At 59.0% G+C, this 20,629-nt stretch carries 19 protein-coding genes; 11 read left to right on the top strand and 8 right to left on the bottom strand.

What is annotated here, in order from left to right:
* The 8 genes from LB577_RS20530 to virB11 form a co-directional block, all read left to right on the top strand.
* On the top strand, positions 1 to 1,735 hold a 1,735-nt coding region (locus LB577_RS20530), incomplete at its 5' end, for a VirB4 family type IV secretion/conjugal transfer ATPase (RefSeq protein WP_224688082.1).
* A gap of 12 nt (positions 1,736 to 1,747) precedes the next feature.
* On the top strand, positions 1,748 to 2,431 hold the full coding sequence (locus LB577_RS20525) for a type IV secretion system protein VirB5 (RefSeq protein WP_224688081.1): 684 nt from the start codon (positions 1,748 to 1,750) through the stop codon (positions 2,429 to 2,431).
* Between the two features lie 58 nt (positions 2,432 to 2,489).
* Complete coding sequence (locus LB577_RS20520) at positions 2,490 to 3,377, top strand: type IV secretion system protein (protein ID WP_224688080.1); 888 nt, start codon at positions 2,490 to 2,492, stop codon at positions 3,375 to 3,377.
* A 22-nt stretch (positions 3,378 to 3,399) separates the two neighbouring features.
* A complete protein-coding gene (locus tag LB577_RS20515) occupies positions 3,400 to 3,558 on the top strand; it encodes a type IV secretion system lipoprotein VirB7 (protein WP_013533338.1) in 159 nt (52 codons plus the stop codon).
* Positions 3,555 to 4,268 carry a type IV secretion system protein VirB8 gene (locus LB577_RS20510; protein WP_013533337.1) on the top strand — a complete coding sequence of 238 codons (714 nt, stop codon included), beginning with the start codon at positions 3,555 to 3,557 and terminating at the stop codon, positions 4,266 to 4,268. Before LB577_RS20515 ends, LB577_RS20510 begins: the two co-directional genes overlap by 4 nt.
* Positions 4,265 to 5,146, top strand: coding sequence for a TrbG/VirB9 family P-type conjugative transfer protein (locus tag LB577_RS20505; protein WP_013533336.1), 882 nt, complete (start codon positions 4,265 to 4,267; stop codon positions 5,144 to 5,146). The genes LB577_RS20510 and LB577_RS20505 overlap by 4 nt, the downstream gene beginning before the upstream one ends.
* Complete coding sequence (gene virB10 / locus LB577_RS20500; protein WP_224688079.1) at positions 5,143 to 6,285, top strand: type IV secretion system protein VirB10; 1,143 nt, start codon at positions 5,143 to 5,145, stop codon at positions 6,283 to 6,285. Before LB577_RS20505 ends, virB10 begins: the two co-directional genes overlap by 4 nt.
* On the top strand, positions 6,269 to 7,309 hold the full coding sequence (gene virB11 / locus LB577_RS20495; RefSeq protein ID WP_224688078.1) for a P-type DNA transfer ATPase VirB11: 1,041 nt from the start codon (positions 6,269 to 6,271) through the stop codon (positions 7,307 to 7,309). Before virB10 ends, virB11 begins: the two co-directional genes overlap by 17 nt.
* Positions 7,310 to 7,427: 118 nt before the next feature.
* Here the strand turns inward: virB11 and LB577_RS20490 are convergent, their stop codons facing one another.
* Together LB577_RS20490 and LB577_RS20485 are read right to left on the bottom strand one after the other, a co-directional pair.
* Positions 7,428 to 9,872, bottom strand: a complete 2,445-nt coding sequence (locus LB577_RS20490) for an ATP-binding protein (protein WP_013533333.1) — start codon at positions 9,870 to 9,872, stop codon at positions 7,428 to 7,430.
* A gap of 171 nt (positions 9,873 to 10,043) precedes the next feature.
* On the bottom strand, positions 10,044 to 10,796 hold the full coding sequence (locus LB577_RS20485; protein WP_224688077.1) for a carbonic anhydrase: 753 nt from the start codon (positions 10,794 to 10,796) through the stop codon (positions 10,044 to 10,046).
* 982 nt (positions 10,797 to 11,778) lie between these two features.
* Here LB577_RS20485 and LB577_RS20480 point away from each other — a divergent pair.
* Together LB577_RS20480 and LB577_RS20475 are read left to right on the top strand one after the other, a co-directional pair.
* The gene (locus tag LB577_RS20480) at positions 11,779 to 12,111 is read left to right on the top strand and encodes a helix-turn-helix transcriptional regulator (RefSeq protein WP_013533331.1); all 333 of its coding nucleotides are present in this window, start codon (positions 11,779 to 11,781) and stop codon (positions 12,109 to 12,111) included.
* The gene (locus tag LB577_RS20475; protein ID WP_224688076.1) at positions 12,108 to 13,394 is read left to right on the top strand and encodes a type II toxin-antitoxin system HipA family toxin; all 1,287 of its coding nucleotides are present in this window, start codon (positions 12,108 to 12,110) and stop codon (positions 13,392 to 13,394) included. Before LB577_RS20480 ends, LB577_RS20475 begins: the two co-directional genes overlap by 4 nt.
* Before the next feature lie 75 nt (positions 13,395 to 13,469).
* Here the strand turns inward: LB577_RS20475 and LB577_RS20470 are convergent, their stop codons facing one another.
* Positions 13,470 to 15,116, bottom strand: a complete 1,647-nt coding sequence (locus LB577_RS20470; protein ID WP_224688075.1) for an MFS transporter — start codon at positions 15,114 to 15,116, stop codon at positions 13,470 to 13,472.
* 184 nt (positions 15,117 to 15,300) lie between these two features.
* Between LB577_RS20470 and LB577_RS20465 the strand changes: the two genes are divergently transcribed.
* Complete coding sequence (locus tag LB577_RS20465; RefSeq protein WP_155767326.1) at positions 15,301 to 15,441, top strand: hypothetical protein; 141 nt, start codon at positions 15,301 to 15,303, stop codon at positions 15,439 to 15,441.
* A gap of 10 nt (positions 15,442 to 15,451) precedes the next feature.
* On the opposite strand, the gene LB577_RS20460 is transcribed toward LB577_RS20465, so the two are convergent.
* Genes LB577_RS20460 through bioB form a run of 5 tightly spaced genes read right to left on the bottom strand, consistent with a single transcriptional unit; the run spans position 15,452 to position 20,475 of the window.
* A complete protein-coding gene (locus LB577_RS20460; RefSeq protein WP_172832176.1) occupies positions 15,452 to 16,435 on the bottom strand; it encodes a beta-ketoacyl-ACP synthase III in 984 nt (327 codons plus the stop codon).
* Positions 16,432 to 17,697: an adenosylmethionine--8-amino-7-oxononanoate transaminase gene (locus LB577_RS20455; protein WP_013533327.1), complete on the bottom strand. Its 1,266-nt coding sequence runs from the start codon at positions 17,695 to 17,697 to the stop codon at positions 16,432 to 16,434. Before LB577_RS20455 ends, LB577_RS20460 begins: the two co-directional genes overlap by 4 nt.
* A complete protein-coding gene (bioD, locus tag LB577_RS20450; protein ID WP_224688074.1) occupies positions 17,697 to 18,332 on the bottom strand; it encodes a dethiobiotin synthase in 636 nt (211 codons plus the stop codon). The genes LB577_RS20455 and bioD overlap by 1 nt, the downstream gene beginning before the upstream one ends.
* Positions 18,329 to 19,468 (bottom strand): 8-amino-7-oxononanoate synthase, encoded by a 1,140-nt coding sequence (locus LB577_RS20445; RefSeq protein ID WP_224688073.1) that lies wholly within the window; start codon positions 19,466 to 19,468, stop codon positions 18,329 to 18,331. The genes bioD and LB577_RS20445 overlap by 4 nt, the downstream gene beginning before the upstream one ends.
* On the bottom strand, positions 19,465 to 20,475 hold the full coding sequence (gene bioB / locus LB577_RS20440) for a biotin synthase BioB (protein ID WP_224688072.1): 1,011 nt from the start codon (positions 20,473 to 20,475) through the stop codon (positions 19,465 to 19,467). Before bioB ends, LB577_RS20445 begins: the two co-directional genes overlap by 4 nt.
* Between the last annotated feature and the right edge of the window lie 154 nt (positions 20,476 to 20,629).

The following is a 20,629-nucleotide window of genomic DNA, read 5'->3' as shown; positions in this document are numbered from 1 at the left end:
GATCTACACTGACCAGGTCATCTGCGGGAAGCGGGCGCTTGAGATTCGACGGCCCGGGGGCAGCTCGGTGGGGTCATTGTTTTCGTTCCGTGAATATCCGGCGACGACGCGGCCCGGCATGCTAAATCCCTTGCTGTCGGCCAACTTCCCGCTTGTGCTCAGCCAGAGCTTTTCCTTCCTCACTCGGCCCCAAGCTCATGCGAAGCTTAGCCTTAAGTCCAGCCAGATGACGAGCGCCGGCGACAAGGCTCTCACCCAGATCAATGAACTTGCCGAAGCAGAGGACGCACTGGCAAGCAACCAGTTCGTCATGGGTTCGCATCATCTGAGCCTGTGCGTCTATGCCGAAAGCCTCAACAGCCTTGCAGATCGCGCAGCAAATGCCCGCGGAAGGCTGGCCGATGCGGGCGCCGTTATCGTCCAAGAGGGTATCGGTATGGAGGCCGCGTACTGGTCCCAACTTCCGGGGAACAACAGGTGGCGCACACGCCCCGGGGCGATCACCTCGCACAATTTTGCCGGGCTCGTGTCATTTGAGAACTTCCCAAACGGTTCCGCATCCGGCCACTGGGGCAAAGCTGTTGCGCGCTTTCGCACGAACGGTGGAACTTCTTTCGACTACATCCCCCATGAGAATGACGTTGGCATGACGGCGATATTCGGGCCCGTCGGCAAAGGCAAGACGACGCTGATGACCTTTATCCTCGCGATGCTTGAGCAAAGCGTGGTCGATCGCGATGGTGCCATCGTCTTTTTCGATAAGGACCGGGGTGGTGAACTGCTGGTGCGGGCCACGGGGGGGACATATCTAGCCTTGCGAAGAGGCGCTCCGAGCGGCTTGGCCCCTCTGCGTGGACTGGACAACACCTCCGCCTCGTTGGACTTTCTGCGCGAATGGTTGATGGCCCTTATCGAGAGTGACGGCCGCGGTCCGATCTCGCCGGAGGAAAGCCGTCGATTAGAACGTGGCATTGTTCGTCAACTTTCGTTCGAACCCGTGATGCGCTCAATTGCGGGCCTGCGGGAATTCCTGCTGCACGGCCCCTCCGAGGGCGCAGGAGCACGGCTGCAGCGGTGGTGTAGAGGGAATGCGCTTGGATGGGCCTTTGACGGCGATGTCGACGAAGTAAGGCTTGATGCCTCCATCACCGGCTTCGACATGACGCAGCTCCTGGAATATGAGGAGGTCTGTGCGCCGGCCGCCGCATATCTTCTGCACCGCGTGGGCGCCGTTGTCGATGGCCGTCGGTTCGTCATGAGCTGCGACGAATTTCGCTTCTATCTGCTCAACCCGCAGTTCTCGGCTGTTATCGACAAGTTCTTGCTCACCGTCCGCAAGAACAACGGGATGTTGATACTTGCAACGCAGCAGCCCGAACACGTGCTGGAATCGCCGCTGGGAGCCAGTCTCGTTGCACAATGCATGACGAAGATTTTCTACCCGTCACCGACGGCGGACCGGGCTGCGTATGTCGATGGCTTGAAGTGCACCACGCAGGAGTTCGAGGCGATCCGCCACGGAATGGCAATTGGCAGCCGCAAGTTTTTGCTCAAGCGCGACAGCGGGAGTGTTGTTTGCGAATTCGACCTTGGCCAGATGCGCGAGTACGTAGCCGTACTCTCGGGACGGGCCAATACCGTGCGCTTTGCCGACCAGCTTCGTGACCAGCACGGAGATGCCCCAAGCGGGTGGCTCGACGAGTTCATGGCTCGTTACCACGAAGTTCAAGACTGAAGGAGCATATTCATGAGATTTGCCAAACTTGTAGTGACGACGCTTGCTGTTTCCTTTCTGCTTAGCACACAGGCCAGGTCGCAATTAATCGTCACCGACCCGGCAGTGACAGTACAAGCGGGCCTAACAGCGGGTTCCACAGCGGCGATGCTTATAAAGTCAGCTCAGACGCTCGCTACCACGATCGAAATGGTAGAAATACTGAAGTCGTCATTTGCTGTCACGGGTCTGCTGGGCGCTCTGAACCAGGGAAACCACTACCCATCGAGCAATAAGCTGGAGGGGCAGATGTTTGATGCTCGGGCGCCGGTTTCGACCATGGCGCGTACCATTGTGCAAGACCCAACCCGGAGAGTCACCGGCACGGATTCAGAAGCGAAACTGTTAGAGGGGCAAATCACTGGTGCCGCCAATGCGGCAGCTCTTGCAGCCGACACTCTGGACACAATGGACAAGCGCCTTAAGGCTAACGACAACACGCCTGGTCAGCTTTCGCGCTCGCGAAATATTGTGCAGGCCACCGTGACCAACGGTCTGGTCCTCAAGCAGATTCACGATGCGGTCATCCAAAATGTCGAGGCCACGAGTCTGCTGACGATGACCACTGCACAAGGCAGCCTTCACGCCGTGGAGGAGGCCGCCACGCAGCGTCGCGAGCGCCAGGATACCGCCAAGATGTTTGGCACCCTGCCGTGAACCACGCAGAGTTCGTCCGGCTCAACTGGGCTGATCAGGGACAAATCAGGCTCAGGCCATGAATTTCAAGATTGCCGCGCCATTCACGGCCATACACACGATCTTTGATCTGGCCTTTACGTCAGGGCTGCACAACGTGCTTGAAAAGATCCAAGAGGCGGTCAGCGCACCTCTGGTTGCGTGTGTAACGCTTTGGATAATAATACAAGGCTGTCTGGTCATGCGTGGTCAAGTCGATGCGCGCGGGAGTATCTCGCGCGTAATAATGGTGTCGATTGTCGTTGCCCTGATCTTGGACCAGTCCAACTACCAGCAGTACATTGAAACGTTCTTCGACGACACGATTCCAAGGTTTGCTCACAAAATAAGTAGCAGCGACTTGCCATTCGTCGATATTCCTCGGAAGCTAGACTTTATGTTTGCTGCAAGCCAGTATGCTTTTCAGATGATTGCTTCCGAAATTGGGACAATGAATGGCCAGGACATACTTGCCTTCCAGGGAGCGCAATGGATTTTCTACGGCTCGCTGTGGACGGCGTTCGAGATCTACGATGCCGTTGGAATTCTGACGAAGCTGCTCTTGGCGATCGGCCCCCTGGTCCTTGTCGGCTACCTTTTTGATCGCACGCGAGACATGGCCACCAGATGGATCGGCCAACTGCTCTCGTACGGGCTGCTGCTTCTCCTTCTCAACATCGTTGCGACGATAGTTATTGCGGCCGAAGCAGTCTCGCTGACAGCAATGCTTATCATAATCAAAATGTCGGGCACGACAGCAGCCAAGATCATCGGGCTTTACGAGCTCGACATGCTCTTCCTCGCTGGCGACGCTCTGATCATCGCGCTTCCGACGATCGCCAGCAGCATCGCCGGCGGCTCTTTGGCAGGCGAGAACCGACCTCTTAGCAACCTCAACCGCTACTTTGCCAAAACGGCGGGTGGTTAATCAATCAACCGGTGCCAAAAACATGAAACGCTATCTACTGTTGCTAATCCTCGCTTTGGCGGCCTGCAAGACAACCGATCGGCTTGCGACCTGCACGGGTACGCCATTCCAACTGAACGCGGGACAATGGGAAACCACCCCTGAGGATCTTCAGGTCGAGTGCGCGGAAGAGCCCAAGTGAAATTTCCTGAACATGCCCTTCTGGTGGAGAGAGAAACGCTAGCCGCTCACTATAAGAAGGTGGAAGCGTTTCAAACTTCTCGAGCGAAGTCTGCGCGGCGCTTGTCAAAGGCGCTTATAGCCTTTGCCGCAGCGGCGGTCCTGGGAAATGTCGCCCAGGCATTTACCATCGCTGCCATGGTCCCGTTGGCCAAGCTCGTACCTGTGTTCCTCTGGGTGCGGCCGGACGGTACCGTTGACAGCGAAGTGTCAATCTCTCGACTGCCGGCAACCCAAGACCGAGCCGTCATAAACGCTTCGCTATGGGAATATGTACGCCTTCGCGAGGGCTACACGGCAGATACAGCCCAATACGCCTATGACCTCGTCTCCAGTTTCAGCGCACCTTCTGTGCAACAGCAATATCAAGATTTCTTCAACTATCCCAACCCCACCTCGCCGCAGGTCACGGTTGGGAAGCGCGGCAAGCTCGAGGTCGGGCATATTTCATCAAATGACATCAGTCCCGACGTTCAGCAGATCCGATACAAACGTACGCTTGTTATCGATGGGCAGACGCCGATAGTGACCTCCTGGACTGCTACCATCCGCTACGAGCGCTTGACGGGTCTGCCTGGGCAATCGAGGCTCACCAATCCGGGAGGTCTACTCGTCACATCCTATCAAGCCTCGCAAGACACCGTATCGAACCTGGGCTTCGTGCAGCCATGACAAAAAGAGCATTTCTGGCGCTGGCCTGTTCACTCTTCCTGACGATGGAAGCGTGCGCCGAAGACACGCCACTTGCCGGCAAGCATGATGCTCGGATGCGCTACCTGGCTTACCGCCCCGACGAAGTGGTGCGCCTATCGACCGCAGTTGGGGCAACGCTGGTTGTCACATTCGCGGCCAACGAGACCGTCGCAGCCGTGGCCGTTTCCAATAGCAAAGACCTGGCTGCGCTCCCGCGCGCCAATTATCTCTTTTTCAAGGCTAGCCGGATGCTGTCGCCGCAGCCGGTCGTCGTGCTGGCCGAGAGCGAGTCCGGTACCCGCAGATACGTCTTCAGCATTTCAACGAAAGCGATGCCAAAACTCGATGAGAAGCAACCAGACCTATACTACAGTGTGCAGTTCACCTATCCTGCTGATGAGGCTGCTGCTCGGAGAAAGGAAGCAGAAAGGCGCTCAATTCTTGGCCAGGCCCGGGCGAGAGTGCTGCAAGACGAAAGAGTTCGGGATTTGTTGAATCGGCCCGCCGCAGCTGCCAGTCCGGACGACAGCAATTTTCACTACGTCGCAAAGGGCGATCGGTCGCTCGCGCCGTTGGAAGTCTTCGATAATGGCTTTACGACCGTATTTGGATTCGCAAGCAATTCCCGCATACCCTCCCTCTACGTTATCAATCCCGACGGCAAGGAAGCCGCTGCCAATTACACGGTCAAAGGCGACTATGTTGAAGTATCCGCCGTCGCCCGGGAATGGCGTCTGAGAGATGGCAACACGGTCTTGTCCATTTTCAACAGAGCTTATGACCCTGTGGGACGAGCGCCAGCGACCGGTACAGTGACACCCGACGTGTGGCGTGTTTTGAAAGGCTCGGGACGATGAATGAAACCGGTCCACAGGCGGGACATGATGTCCATGCATCCGGATCGATGGTCTCGGAGCCGGCCCGCCGGCATGTTTCGGGATCGCAGAAGTTGGCCGTCGCTGCTCTTGTTCTCATCTCGTCTCTATCGCTCATCTGGCTCGGAGGTCGTTCCAGCACACAAGACGAACCATCTCAGCCAAAACCGCCAATTGACGCCAACGTCGAGCCATTCCGTCCCGTGCCAATCGAGGTTGCTCCCGAACCTCCAGCACCCGCAGAGGCGGCCAAGGCGGCAGAGCCTGCGCCATCCACGCCGCCCCTACCAGCGGCAGATGATCCGCCGCCGGAGGAATCACCAATTTTCGCCTACAGCGGCAGCGGTCAAATGCCCAATGACGATCAGCGGAGCGAAGACAAGCAAAATGATGCTCCGGCGACCGCAGATGAGATTTCAAACGGTGGCGATCTGTCAGGCCGATTGAAGCCAGATATACAGGAGCCGAGCCGGGCCACACTTTTGCCGCACCCTGATCTCGTGATTACTCAAGGAACGATCATTCCCTGCATTTTGCAAACTGCGGTCGACACAAATTTACCCGGCTATGTGAAGTGCGTCTTACCTAAAGCCGTCCGAGGCGCCACCAACAACGTCGTGCTCTTGGATCGCGGGACAACCGTGATTGGCGAGATCCAGCGCGGTCTCCAGCAGGGGGATGCGCGTGTATTCGTGCTGTGGACGCGCATCGAAACACCCGACCATGCCCTCGTTTCGATAGCATCGCCGGGGGCTGACGAGCTCGGCCGCTCCGGAATGCCTGGCACGGTGGACAATCACTTCCGGGAACGCTTTGGCGGAGCGATTCTGATGAGCGTCATCCAAGGCGCGTTTCAGGCGGCTGGTCAATATGCGGCCAGCTCTGGCGGAGGAAGCGGCACCAACAGCTTCCAGAGCAATGGTGGACAAGCCGTCGAGACGACATTGAGAGCGACGATCAACCTTCCCCCAACCCTGAAGAAAAACCAAGGAGACGCCGTATCCATCTTTGTGGCTCGGGACCTCGACTTCTCGGATGTATACGATCTTAGAGCGACTGCCGCAGCGCCATCCCCCAAACATCGCGAACGCCGGAGAAACAACAATGCAATCGGAGGCTGATCCTCAATTGCGTTTGCTTCTCGATCCCGTTCTGAAATGGCTTGAGGAGCCAAGAACCGAAGAGGTCGCTATCAACGGGCCTGGGGAAGCCTTTGTCCGACAGGCCGGCGTTTTCACGAAACATCCACTGCCGCTGTCTTATGACGATCTGGAGGACATCGCGATCCTCGCCGGAGCGCTGCGCAAGCAAGATGTCGGACCGCAAAGCCCCCTCTGTGCGACTGAGTTGCCGAACGGAGAGCGGCTGCAGATCTGTTTGCCCCCCGCAGTACCCTCAGGAACAATAAGCCTTACGATACGGCGTCCCTCAAGTCGTGTGACCGAACTCAAGGAAGTTTCTTCTCGCTACGAATATTCGCGTTGGAATCAATGGCGGTCACGAAAAGAGCGCCAAGAGCGGCAGGACGAAACGATTCTTCAGCACTACGACCATGGTGACTTGGAGCAATTTTTGCGAGCCTGCGTCTGCGGGCGGCTCACAATGCTGCTTTGCGGACCGACTGGAAGCGGCAAAACGACAATGAGCAAGACTTTGATCAACGCTATACCCCCGCATGAGAGGTTGATCAGCATCGAGGACACGCTCGAACTTGCAATCCCGCACGAGAACCATGTCCGCTTACTCTATCCAAAGGACCGAGCAGGCGCAGGTGCGGTGACGGCCGAGCAACTGTTGCAAGCCAGTTTGCGCATGCGCCCTGATCGAATATTGCTTGGCGAGATGCGCGATGACGCCGCTTGGGCCTACCTTAGTGAAGTCGTCTCCGGCCATGCGGGATCGATATCAACGATTCATGGGGCTGATCCGGTACAAGGTTTCAAGAAGCTCTTTTCACTCGTCAAGAGCAGCGCGCAAGGAGCCGCTGTCGAAGACCGCACGCTTCTTGACATGCTGTCGGCCGCCATTGACGTCATCATACCGTTCCGTACCCAAGGCGACGTGTATGAGGTAGGAGAGGTATGGCTCGCCGCCGATGCCCGGCGACGGGGAGAGACAGTAGCCGACCTTCTCAACAAGCACTAAGACTGGAACAACGTCTCGGGATCGGTAAGCCGGTGTCGACGCGTCATTCTGTTCTGCTTCGATATCTTTTTGACGGGCCTTCTCGCAGTGGTTGGATAGGCTGAGCGATTCGGCGGTATCATGCCATCATCATTGTACGAACCGCATGCGCCATTGTCCGGGACGAGACCGGCTTCGCTAGCCAAAGGACGAGGGCCTGATTAGCGGATATGACCGGCATGGAGTCGATTTGGCCGACGACTATGACAGGCACCGTCATGAGGGTGGGGCATACGGATTCGGCCTGTCCTCGCTCCAGGAAAGGCGTTCTACCTAAAATCACCAGGTCTGCTGCCTTCCCGCTTTCGGTCCACTCGCAAAGACCTTCGAGGGTCGCGAAGCCGACCGGCTCATAACCCAGCGCGGCGATCTGGTCCCTGTAGATCTCCAACTCTGCTGGATCGGGCTCCACGACTGCAACGATTTCTCCGTTGCCAAGTGATCCGTCGTAACGACCGAAAGCGATGTCAGCGCTGACTGGCTCCTCGTCGGAGGCCGGTAGGTAGATATCAAACCGCGTCCCTCGGCCAACAGCCGACGTGACATCAAGGCATCCTGCGAGCGCGCTCACGTGCCTGTCAACCGCAGCAAGACCCAGCCCGGTCCCGCCGACGACAGAGCGCGTGGTAAAAAAGGGCTCAAAGACATGCGGAAGTATCGAACTTGCGATTCCTGGGCCATCGTCGCTGATGGAGAGGAGAACGTAATCTCCAGGTCTCAGGGTGCCCTGAGCCAGCGACTTGGTTTGGCGCACCTGGGCGCGAGAAACGCTGACCTCGACACGGCCCTCGTTCAAGACAGCCTCCGACGCATTCTTGCATAGATTCATGAGGATCTGCTGTATCTCGGTTGGGCTGCCCTCGACCACCGTTTGCCACTCGTTGACCTTGAAGTTCAACTGAACATCCGACCGAACTGTGACCCGCAGCAATGGCGCAAGATCCATGACAATTTCGGAGACGTTGAATGGCACTGCCACGCGCTGTCGGTTTCGGCTTAGTGACAGAATCTGGTCGACGATCAGCTTGGCTCGGTGTCCAGCTAAAATGATCTGGTCGATGTGATTACGGATTCTGGAGGGGCGACGCACAAGGCTTTGGGCAATCTCTGAATAGCCGATTATTGCCCCTAAAATGTTGTTGAACTCATGTGTAACGCCGCTTGCGATCGTGCCCACGGTCCTCAGCCTTTCCACATGCTCCCATCGACTCACCAGAAGGTCGCGTTCCGTATTTATACGTTGCAGTTCAAGATGGTTGCTCAAACGCACAATGGCGCTGGCAAGAACCCGCAGGTCGTCTGCTGAGGGGAGTGAGCGATCTCCTTCAAAAACAAGGATGCAAACCACAACCTGCTGATCGGAAGCCCTGCAGGCAACAATTTGAAAAACACCGGAAAGCCCTAGGGCGGTCCGAACGACGCGAAACACTGGCCGTCCGGCGCGGACAAGTGAAACGACTTCATCAATAAGCGCCACGTTCCAGACGGGTGTGTACGTGTTCGCCACAAAGCACTCGGTATGCCTGCTGAGACTCGGATCCACCAGTGCGAGCGCGCATTGATCCGCATCGAAAACGCGTTGAACGACTCTGAGCGCTTCTTCGGTGGAAAAGCGCGCCGAGGCGTCCTTTGCTTTACTTTCGTTGAGCCGAGTTTCGATCTCACTCATTGCCTCTTCAAGCTCCAACCGCCTTTTCAGCCGGTTCGTCCGTAGAGGCTGCCTGGAGAACCGAATGATCGCAAATATGCAGAGGCACATGGACACCAAACCGAAGAAAAGTCGCGTGCGCTGCGCTTGCGCGCTGGCCAAGCTGTAGCCTTCCAGGTGCTCTCGCTCCAGTTCGGCGGCCTTGGAGAACGTGTCCGGAGATGCGATCTGATCGGCAGCTTCGTCCAACCTCCATGAAGAAGATAAGGCAGCTCCAGCCTTGCTCAGAACGAGCCTCGGTTCAGCCGAAAGCACGATCAGCATCGAAAGTTCAACCATGCTCGACGGTGCCCCCCCAAGGCGACCAATCGAGCGAGCTAGCTGCGCAAGACAGCTTTGCATGAGCTGATTTTGTTCGACCAAGACTGAGACGGCAGCCTTTTTGCTTTCGATCGAGTTTATGAGCTGCGCGAGCAATCTGGATTGCTCTGATCTCTCATCGGAGGAAATCTCGAAAGAACGTTGCAAGTTTTCACGAGTCTTTTGCAATGCCTGTCCGGTAGAAGCAACCGAACGGTAGTCCAATGTCATATCCGTCCCAGCGCGGACGACGTCGCGCCGGAGCAATGCGTCATTGATCTGAATCGTTCGCAGCTGGCTTAGAACCGCGTGATCGATCTGCGGGGGCTGGCCCTGCGTCCCGACCAAGAGCGCAATCGAGGTGGCTAGGGCGATCATAATTGCTTTGTCGGAACTGAGCCATGTTTCCCAGGGAAACGGCGTTTGATCCGCGATGGACCCCTTGCGAAGGTCTGACATGAATTCCAGTTCATGGGCTCGGTATGCGGCCGGATGCTGCTGGAACAGGAAAGCCACGCCTACCTCTCCCCCTTATGAGAATGGCTTAACACCGTTACCGAACTTGGTCCTGGTCCGCTTCCAGCGCGAAATGAGCGCCCAAAGCGCCTACGCGACGCGGAGCACATCCTTATGATCTTGAAAGCAGATCAACATGACGCGCAGGCGGTGCTTCGACCTGTTACGGCGTCAGCTTAGGCCCAGGATGAAGCGCCGATTGGGCGCGCGGATAGGGCGCGTGTTTCCGGGATATAGCGAGGTAAATCGCTCTATATCTGCTGGGTCGACATCAACCGGTTCCGTCGCCACCATCCAGTCGACGTTTTCCGTGCATGGCGGCGTCGTCAAAGATCCTTCATATGTCCAGTAGCCAAGAGAAGCCGGCAGAAGCTCGTTGGGGTCGACGTCATCGACGGCTGCCTCTTCGCCTGACGTTGCAGGAAATGCGGCAGCAAGCCTGGCAAAGCTGGCATTTGTGGCGCCTGGCTTCAGAAACACGCCCAAAACACCCACAGTATCGCTGTTGCGGTCCTTATGGACAAAATGCGCTTCCATCGGGAAACTCTTACCTGCGACGTGGTGCTCGCTTGGTGCATGGAAATGGAACTGTAGCAGCTCATAGACACGATCCCCCCGAGTGAGCGTGCTGCCTTGCGGCAGGTTGATCTGAATGGTGTGGCCGTTGTTCACCATTCTGCCGCCGCCCCGGTGCCAACCTATGGCGATGTGCGGAATATCCGCTTTGACCGCGCCCCTGATATCGACCGGCGATTGCTGCATGCCCGCCGAGCAGACCAAATTCGTCTGGTCCAGATGCCCCCATTGTTCGGGGCCGACCGGGCCGGCATATCCCCATTCGGTGCTGGCCGCCCGCGCGGCTTCAGCGCAAATGGGACAAGCGCCGAGTGCAACGAATCCTTTGATCAGATTACGACGGTGCATATTGCTGTGGCTCCTACTGAACACTTCAATTTGGCGTGGCATGGGAACTGCGGGCGCAGCTGTAATGTGGGCGACAGGGCCGAACAGTTCGGCACGCCACCATCGCGGCCTCAGGGGCGACCGACGGTCCCGCGCACGGCCGTGCTCGCCGGCTACATGCGGTTGTCGCAGCTATTTTCCCCCGGTAGAGGATAGTCCCAGCTACCCGGCTGTATCCATGCTCATTGTCTCCACGACCGCCGTTTGCCGTTCGGCTGCAGATCACATTGGCAACTCCACCGAAGATGGCAGCACCCGGGCCGCACTGGGCAAGCGATTCCACTCAACAACTCCGATGGCCCCACCAGGCCAACTGACGCTTCATATTCATCATCGAACAGCCAGAGAAATCGATTGCTTAGATAAAGAAGCATCCATGACGTGGATGCATACATTGCCATTGCCCAATTTGCGGTGCTGCTTGGGACGCGCCGGCTACGGAAAGGAGGGTCCGCCATTTCCCGACGACAACAACGCGGCTGAGAACTGGGCGAGGTGGAAAGAAATTTGAGTAGACCTTATGAGGTCTTAAGTGGTCCGATTTCGGTCTCCTGGCCCGTCCAAGTCTTAAACGTGACACGCGTGTTGCTCTGCCAGGTCGGCCGAACTTCCGCGGTTCGTCTAGTCGCATAAGGGGTCGACATCTTCGATGCCGACAGCTTTTGTTCGCGATGAAAGGTCACGACAGCGTGCCCGCTCAGGGCGAGCAATCTGGAATTGAGCCAAGCATGGCCCGCTCGGTTCGCACCGGCACATGCGCATCGTCCGCAGCTCACCTAACGCCGAATGGGGATTGGTGATGTATGCTCACGAGATTGGCGCATCTGGTGCAGGACGATATCTTTTGGGGGGCGGGTACAGTCTGGCCAACTCTCGACAAATCCCGAATTCGGACTTATATAAAAGACCTAAAACTAGTTAAGGTCGTTTTTATGAGACAAAAATGCGCTCGACGGTGACCGACACATTGCCTCCCAAAGTCAAGCGGGCGCTCGGCAAGCTGGGCGCCGACATCGCGCTCGCCCGTAAAAAGCGCAGTCTGACCGTAATGATGATGGCGGAACGACTCGGCATCGCAAAGAGCACCTATCTGAAGATCGAAAAAGGAGACCCGACAGTTGCTATGGGGGCTTATGCCATGTCCTTTTTTGTTCTGGGTTTTGACGACGCTCTGACTAAAATCGTCGACACCCAGCGCGACGAACAAGGCCTGCTCCTCGACGCCGAACGTTTGCCCAAAAGGGTAAGGGTGCGGAAGTCGACCGGTGCAACATGAGACGTTCTATTGCTGTTCACCTCGACGAGGAAGCGACGCCACTGGGCACGTTGCGCTATGATCAGCAGGGTTCGCGCGAGAGCGCTGCTTTTGAATACGATGCGAGCTGGCTGAAAGCAGCGGACGGATTCTCGATCGAACCCGGTCTGCCACTCGTCACTGGCCCTCAATTCCATCGAAAGAGCGGCGACGGATCCGTGTTCCACAACGCGATCGCCGACACTGAGCCGGACGGATGGGGTCGGCGTGTCATCCAGCGCGACCACGCCAAGCGTCGCCAAGAGGCGCGCCGGGCGGGAAATGTCGCGGAAACTCGGCCTCTGAATGCGATGGATTACCTCTTGGCGGTGGACGACATGAGCCGCATTGGTGCGTTGCAGTTGAAGGACGAAGAAGGGCGCTACCAAAGAGCGGCGGAAGAGGGTCGACGCACCACGCCGCCCCTCATCGAGATCGGTCAACTCCTCGCAGCTACGCACGCCGTCGAGACCAACACCGAGACGGCGACGGATCTCGCCTATTTGCGTGGACGTGGCACGTCCCTAGGGGGCCTTCGCCCGAAATGCTCTGTCGTCGACGATGACGGACGCCTCGCTATCGGTAAGTTTCCGAGCGTTGCCGATGATCGATCTGTCACAAAAGGCGAGGTGCTCGCCATGATTCTGGCCAGAAAAGCCGGCGTAGAGGCTGCTGAAACACGTTTGATCGACAGCGACGGCGCTCCTGTCGCGCTCATCCGGCGCTTCGACCGGACCCCGAACGGAAATCGACTCATGTATGTCTCCGCCGCCACCATGATCGGCGCGGAGTCAGGGGACGCTGGCGAGCATAGCTATACTGAACTCGTCGATATGCTTCGTCGGCACGGCAGCCAGCCAGCCGCCGACATAGAAGAGCTTTGGCGGCGTATCGCCTTCTCAATCCTTATCACCAATGTCGATGACCACCTCCACAATCACGGCTTTATCCATGTGGATCGCGGGCAATGGCGCTTGGCGCCTGCCTTCGACATCAACCCATTCCCCGAGCGTGTGCGAGACCTGAAAACCTGGATATCGGAGGAAACCGGGCCTGAAGCGAAGATCGACGCGTTGATGTCCGTCATTGCTTATTTCCGGATCAAGACCGATCGAGCAAAGACCATCCTCGCAGAAGTCGAGAGGGCGGTCTCCACATGGCGTGAGGAGGGGCGGGCGCTTGGGATGACCCACCAAGAACTCGATAGCTTCGCTGACGCGTTCGAACATCGCGAAAGGCAAGCCGCCCAAAGGGCGCTGCAATAACGGGTGAATGCGCCCTTGTTCCTCGGGAACTGTGCCTCAAGTCGTCTGCTCCGATCCGCTCGTTTTGTGCTCACGTCACCTCGGAGGGCGAGAAAAGAGTGTTGGGGAACGGGTACGCGCGGCCTCAGTCGTGCGTTCGATGGAAAGCACTGTGTGAGGAGAATCCTCCCCATCATGCAGTGACAGGAGATGATCACCGATTTCCTTATCCGCTGCCGTGAGCCGATGATTCAGGCGTAGAAAGTCCATCCAGGTTGGCGTGCGGAATGTCTCTGTCCAAATCGAAGGCGTTTGAAGATTGCGCTGCAGTGTCCAGTTTCGCGCACCGGCACGGCTCTGAACATGCCGCCTGGCGCGCATGTAGCCCAGAAAGGTCTCGATATTCTCTTCGGGTATCCGATACTCCACCTTGACCACTATGGGTCCACTTCTGGGCTTCAAGTCGAGTGCCAGCTCCGGCGGGCGAAAATCCGAACTTTCCTGATCCGTTTCCTCCCATGGACCGACGGGAAACAGCATTCCCGCAGCCGCAACCAGCAACAGAGCGCCTGCGGCGCCCTCCAAAGCCCAGCCTAAGGAGTAGTTCTGTGCGACAGTACCCCAGATCCAGCTGCCAGCCGCCATCCCGCCTGCGCTCAAGGCGTAGTAGATCGACAATGTGCGGCCGACCACCCATCTGGGGCTTGCCAGTTGCACCGACACGTCGATCCCAGTCCAGGTGATGAGCCAACCCGCGCCGCCAAGTGCCAGCGAAACGGCCGCCACGGGGACCGATGATGTGAGTGCAAGCGAAAGGCAACATGCCGCACAAGCGACGGAGGCGAAGGACACCAGCCTGTTTTGAGACGTGATCCGCCTTAGAAAGCTATTGCTCATGCCCGCAATGAAAGCACCCATCCCGAAGCCGGCCAGCAAGATGCCGTAGATAATCGGGCCGCTCTTCAGCTGGTCCCGGACAAATAGAGGCAGCAATGCAAGGATGGAGATGCTTGCCAGGCCGAAAAGGGTTGCACGGGCAATCGCTGCCCTGATCTCCAGGGACATCACAGTGAAGCGCACTCCGTCGTGAATTGCCATCGTCATGCGTTCACGAGGGAGAGGGAAAGTGCGAACGTTCCATCGTGTGCGCCATATCGCGGTTAGCGGCGCCAGATCACTCAGCGCTGCCAAGGCGAAAGCGGCAAGCGGTCCAAGAAATGCCAAGACCACGCCCCCCAAAGCCGGACCAACGCTGCGCACAATGTTGTATCCTACGGACATCAGGGTGACCGCGGCCGGGATGTCCCTTTTGTGAAGGATATCGCCAACAGATGCGTGCCAGGCCGGATCATTCAAGGCAAAGCCGCAGCCGGCCAGGAAACCCAATGCGAGAATTAGCCATGGACCGGCAAATCCCAGACCCACGGATATCATCAGCGTCGTTGAAGCCAATGCTATCAGGCAGTGCCCCGCAAACATCACCCATCGGCGGCTGAAATTGTCGGCAATGGCTCCGGCAACGATTGAGAGGAGGAACACCGGCAAGGTGGATGCAGCCTGCACGAGCGCAACCATCAGGTCCGAAGCGGAAATAGTGGCCATCAGCCAACTGATGGCCACCGTTTGCACGAGCCAGCCCAGGCTGGAAATTTGTGTGGCGGTCCAGATCGAGCGAAACACCGGGTTTCGAAAGGGAGCGAGCGTTGCTGAGGCAGGCAGATGGGTATTGTTTTCGGACTGCATGATCATTGCCTTCGAGGGGCCGCTTTTTCAATTCTCGGCTGCCGGTGCTGCCGCTACAATATTGATCTATGGACCAGAAGGGCCGGACTTATCGACCAGGAGGACTTCGTCGAGGTGAGGAGGGGTGATGAACTCTGCTGGCTCCGCTCTCCCATGCTGGCGCCGACAACCCGGAAAGACAGCATTGCCGATCGTGCTGATCGACAGAATCGTCTGCAACTTTGATCGCTCTGGCCTGACCACGCCAGCGCCCATGAAGCTTGCCGGCGACCATTTTTTCGTGCGCCCGTTCGTTCGTGTCATCGGTGACGGATCCTGTGCATGACCGCGTACGGCTAAATTCCTATGACGAGTGCGCCTCCGCTGAGACCGGCACCGGCCGCCGCAAGAAGAATCTTTTCGCCTGGCCGAAACGGCTGCACCCGATGCGAAAGCGAGAGCGAGAGCGGGATCGTCGCGGCCGAAGAGTTGCCGTAGTCGGCAATCGTCTTGATAATTGCATCATCCGCTATGCCCAGATTCCTGCCGACCGCATCGAAGATGCGGGCATTGGCCTGGTGCGGCACGAAACGATCGATCTGGTGCGGCGGCATTTGGGCGGCCCCGAGCGCACCTCTCGAGCAGTCAGTCATCATCTCTACAGCCCTGGCGAACACTTCACGCCCGTCACTGATGGTCATCCGGGTTTGCTCGAGGTCCAGCTCGCCATGAAACGGCGTGTTGCTTCCGCCGGCGGGAATCTGGATCAGCCCGTAGCGCGAGCCGTCCGAGGCCAGCGCCGCGCCGAGAATGCCTCGGTCCGGCTCTTTGCACGGGGCAACCACCACCGCGCCGGCGGCATCCGCAAACAGCACCGCGCTTGCGCGCTCGGCCGGATTGATCCGGCGGCTGAGGATATTGGCGGCAATCACCAAGCTCGCTTTGCCATGGAGGCGGGTGAACCCATCCGCCAACATCAAGGCATAGATGAAGCCGGCGCAGGCGCCCGTCAGGTCAACCGCACCGGCGCGGTCGAGTCCCAGCCGGTGGGCCACCAGCGGCGCGCTCGGCGGCAGTAGATGGTCGGGCGTGGACGTCGCCAGCAACAGCAGGCCGATATCGTCACGCTCGACACCGGCATTCGCCAGCGCCATGTCGCCGGCGCGCGCGGCAAGGCTCGATAATGTGTCTTCGCCCGTTGCCCAGAAGCGCGACCGTATCCCGGTGCGCCGCTCGATCCAGCCGGGTTCGAGCCCGAGACGACCTTCGATTTCCGCGTTCTCGACCTTGCGCGCCGGCGCGTGATGACCGAAGCCGACGATGCGCGACGACCGGTTCATGATCGCGAACCGAAGCATTCGCCGGCCTCCTCTATGGCGTCATAGAGCCCGTCCAGTTCGTCGCCGGTGATGCAATAGGGCGGCAAAAGATAGAGGACATTTCCGAGCGGGCGCACCAGCATGCCACGCTCGAGGAAAAAAGCGCGCAGTTTCGGCCCGATCTCCGCCAGATATCCGGCCGAGCCGGTGCGCAGATCGAGAGCTAGGATCGTGCCGTTCGCTCGGCTCTCGGTGAAGAAGGGATTGTTTTGGAAGCGTTGCAGGCCAGCGGCCTGTCTCGCACTTAAGGCCGCAATCCGCTCGGCGACCGGCTCGCATCGCCAGACCTCGACATTGGCAAGTGCGGCCGCGCAGGCGATCGGATTGGCGGTGTAGGAACTTGAGTGGAAAAAGGTCTTCTTTCGGTCCACGCAATAGTGGGCCTGGAAGATGGCATCGCTGGCGAGCGTGGCTGCCAGCGGGACGGCGCCGCCAGTCAAGCCCTTCGAGGTGCACAATATGTCCGGTGAGATCGATGCCTGCTCGCAGGCGAATATGGTTCCGGTGCGCCCCCAGCCGGTCATCACTTCGTCGGCGATCAAGAGCGTGCCGGACGCTTCAGCGATCCGCTTCAATTCCGCCAGCACCCAGGCCGGATACATCAGCATGCCGCCGGCGCCAAGCACGAGCGGCTCGATGATGAGCGCGGCGGCGCGGCGGTCAAGAGACAGGGTCTCGAAACGATCCAGCGTTTCCTGCTCGCGCCCCGCGGCCGGAAAAGGAATGGTGTCGACCTCGAACAATAGCGGTTCGTAGGCGGCATTGAACACGCCCCGGGCGCCGACGCTCATCGTGCCGATCGTGTCGCCATGATAGCTGTGTTCCATGGCGATGATGCGCGAGCGCGGCGCGCCTATGTTGCGGAAATAGCCGAGTGCCATCTTCAGCGCGACTTCAACGCTCGTGGAGCCGCTGTCGGAATAAAAGACCCAGTCGAGGCCTGGCGGTACCATTTCGATCAGCGCCGAGGCCAATTGCTCTGCCGGCTGATGGGTGAGGCCGGCGAAGATCACCTGGTCAAGCATCCCGGTCGCGATCCGGATCGCTTCCATGATCCGTGGCTGGCGGTGGCCGTGTGTGACCACCCACCAGGAGGAGATTGCATCAAGGATACGCCGTCCGTCATTCGTCTGTAGCCAAGCTCCGTCGGTGCTGACGATCGACGGGATGGGCGGCTCGATCGCATGCTGGGTGAATGGATGCCAGACGCGCGACCGCGACATCATTCGCCTCCGGCAATCTGGGCGAGGTCGAAGCCGGCAACCATCGCCTCTCGCAGAGTTTCGCGCGTGAGTGGAGCCAGGTGCGGCAGTCTGCCGAGCCGACGCACCGCGCCGAACTCGGTGATTGTCCTTTGCGTATCGGCCGCCTCTTCACCGATGAAGACAACGCCGATCAGCGGGATGGAGCGAGCCCGCAGGGCTTCGATGGACAGCAGAGTGTGGTTGATGGTGCCGAGCTCGGTGCGGGCGCACAGGATCACCGGCAGCCGCCATTCAGCGAAGATGTCAATGAATCTTGTCTGTCGGTTGATCGGCACCATCAGTCCGCCGGCGCCTTCGATCACCAGCGGTGTGGGCAGGACCGGAAATGCAAGATCGGCAGCCTCGATCGAGACACCGTCGATTTCGGCTGAACGGTGCGGCGACAGCGGGCTCCTCAAGCGGTGGGCTTCCGGCAGCACGCGCCCGGATGGCAGACCAGCGAGCCGTTCGACCACCTCGCTGTCGGTCTCTTCATCGAGACCCGATTGCACCGGCTTCCAGTAGAAGCCGTCGAGCAGGCCTGCGAGCCCCGCGGCAAAAACCGTTTTGCCAATCCCGGTATCGGTTCCGGTGACGACGATGCGTTTGCTCATGCCGTGGCCAACACTTCGGCAAGCGTCTCGACCATCGCCGCAATGTCAGCCTCGCCGACATTGAGCGTCAGCGAAATGCGCAGCCGCGAGGTACCCTCCGGCACCGTCGGCGGACGAATGCCGCGTAAGTCGAAGCCGCGAGCCTGCAGAGCCGCCGCGATCGCCATGGTGCGCGCCACGTCTCCAATAACAAATGGCTGTATCTGCGAACCGCTGGGCTTGGCTCCGCAATGCTCGGCCAGTTGCCGGCTTGCGAAGGCAACGTGCTCGTGCAACTCAACGCGGCGCATCGGCTCGTCGACCAGCATTGCGAGCGCTTCGCGCGCAGCCACTGCCATCAGCGGCGATGGTGCGGTGGCATAGATGAACGGCCGGCAGCGATTGACAATATACTCGCACAGCACTCGCGGCCCGGTGACGAGCGCGCCCGATGCACCGAGTGCCTTGCCGCATGTATGGAGAGCCATGATGTTGTCGCGGCCCTCGAACGACGCGGCCAGCCCGCGGCCCCCCGGTCCCCAGACCCCGGTGGCATGTGCCTCGTCGACCAGTATGAAGGCCTCGTGCCGATCGGCAAGCTCAACCAGGCTCTCCATCGGCGCACAGTCGCCGTCCATGCTGTAGAGGCTTTCGACCGCGATCCAGATGCGGCCAATGCCGCCTTCGGCGCGCCAGCGCCTGATCGCATCCTCAAAAGCATCAATGTCATTGTGCGCCACCAGCCTGAACTCGGCGCGTCCGGCCCGCGCCCCTTGATGCATGCTGGCGTGCGCGAGTTCATCGAGGATCAAGAGGTCGCCCTTTTTCACCAGGGTGCTTAGCAGGGCGAAGTTGGCGATGTAGCCGCTGCCGAAGAACAGCGCCCGCTCGGCACCGAAGAAGGCGGCAGCGTCTGACTCCAACGCCTCATGCTCCGGCGCGTTGCCGCGTAGAAGCCGCGATCCGGTAGCGCCGACCGGGGTGCCCCGCTGGATTGCCGCCGCGACTGCATCGCCAAGCCTCTTTGAGGCGGCAAGCCCGAGATAATCGTTGGACGAGAAGTCGAACCCGACCCGCGGCGCCATTGCGCGCAGCCGGTCCTTGCGTGCCAGCCCCTGCAAGGTGGCTTCATAGCGGGCGAGCGGTGGCTCGTTCATTTCGCCTCGCATTGCATCGGTTCGATGCCCAGCCGCTTAAATAGACGCGTATCCTTGTCCTCTCCGGGATTGTCTGCAGTCAGCAGCGTGTCACCGACAAAAATGGAATTGGCGCCGGCAAAGAAACACAGCGCCTGGGTCTCGTCGCTCATACTTGTCCTGCCGGCGGAGAGCCTTACATAGGACTTCGGCATCATGACCCGGGCGAGCGCAATCGTGCGGATGAAATCGATCGGATCGATGGGTTCGGCATCGGCAAGCGGTGTCCCCCTGATGGGGATCAGCATGTTGATTGGTACGCTTTCCGGCGGCTCGGGTAGGTTCGCCAGCGTTACCAGCATGTCGATGCGATCGGCCCTTTCCTCTCCCATCCCGACAATGCCGCCGCAGCAGACCTTGATCCCAGCCTCGCGCACGCGCCCAAGCGTTTCCAGACGGTCGGCAAAGGTCCTGGTCGAAACGACCTTGCCGTAATAGCGCGCGGACGTGTCGATGTTGTGGTTGTAGTAGTCGAGACCGGCCGCTTTCAGGCGCTGCGCCTGGCTGAATTCGAGCATGCCGAGCGTCATGCAGGTCTCCATGCCGAGCGCCTTCACGCCTTCGATCATGGCGAGCACGGCGTCCATGTCGCGGTCTTTGGGACTGCGCCAGGCAGCGCCCATGCAATAGCGGGTTGCTCCAGCATCTCGTGCCTTGGTCGCCTCCTCGATCACATGATTGACCTCCATCAGCTTCGATGCCTTCAGGCCGGTTTGGTGATGCGCAGACTGGCTGCAATAGCCGCAATCCTCCGGGCATCCGCCGGTCTTGATGCTGAGCAGCCGCGACAGCTGCACCCGGTTGCGATCGAAGTTCTGGCGATGGATGGTCTGGGCCAGGAAGAGCAGATCGTTGAACGGCATGCCGTATATAGCCTCGGCCTCTTTGCGGCTCCATCGGGCTAGTGCTTCCTGCATCGACTGCGTGGCATAGTCCGAGTCGCATTCCTCGTTCATTCCCGTCATCATCGTCAAAGCCTCTATTGCTGATCAGCGAGCGCACTCACCAGTCCGCCAGTGGCGAGCCCCTTCCGAAAGGCTGTCGGCGCAACATTCGGACACCGGAAATATTGAAGGGTGACCCATGTAGCGTGCTCTTTCGCGCCTCTTTGATACGCGTGTA

It is taken from the genome of Mesorhizobium sp. B283B1A (assembly GCF_020165735.1).
GTDB lineage: Bacteria > Pseudomonadota > Alphaproteobacteria > Rhizobiales > Rhizobiaceae > Mesorhizobium > Mesorhizobium opportunistum.
This window is presented reverse-complemented; position numbering and strand designations above follow the sequence as displayed.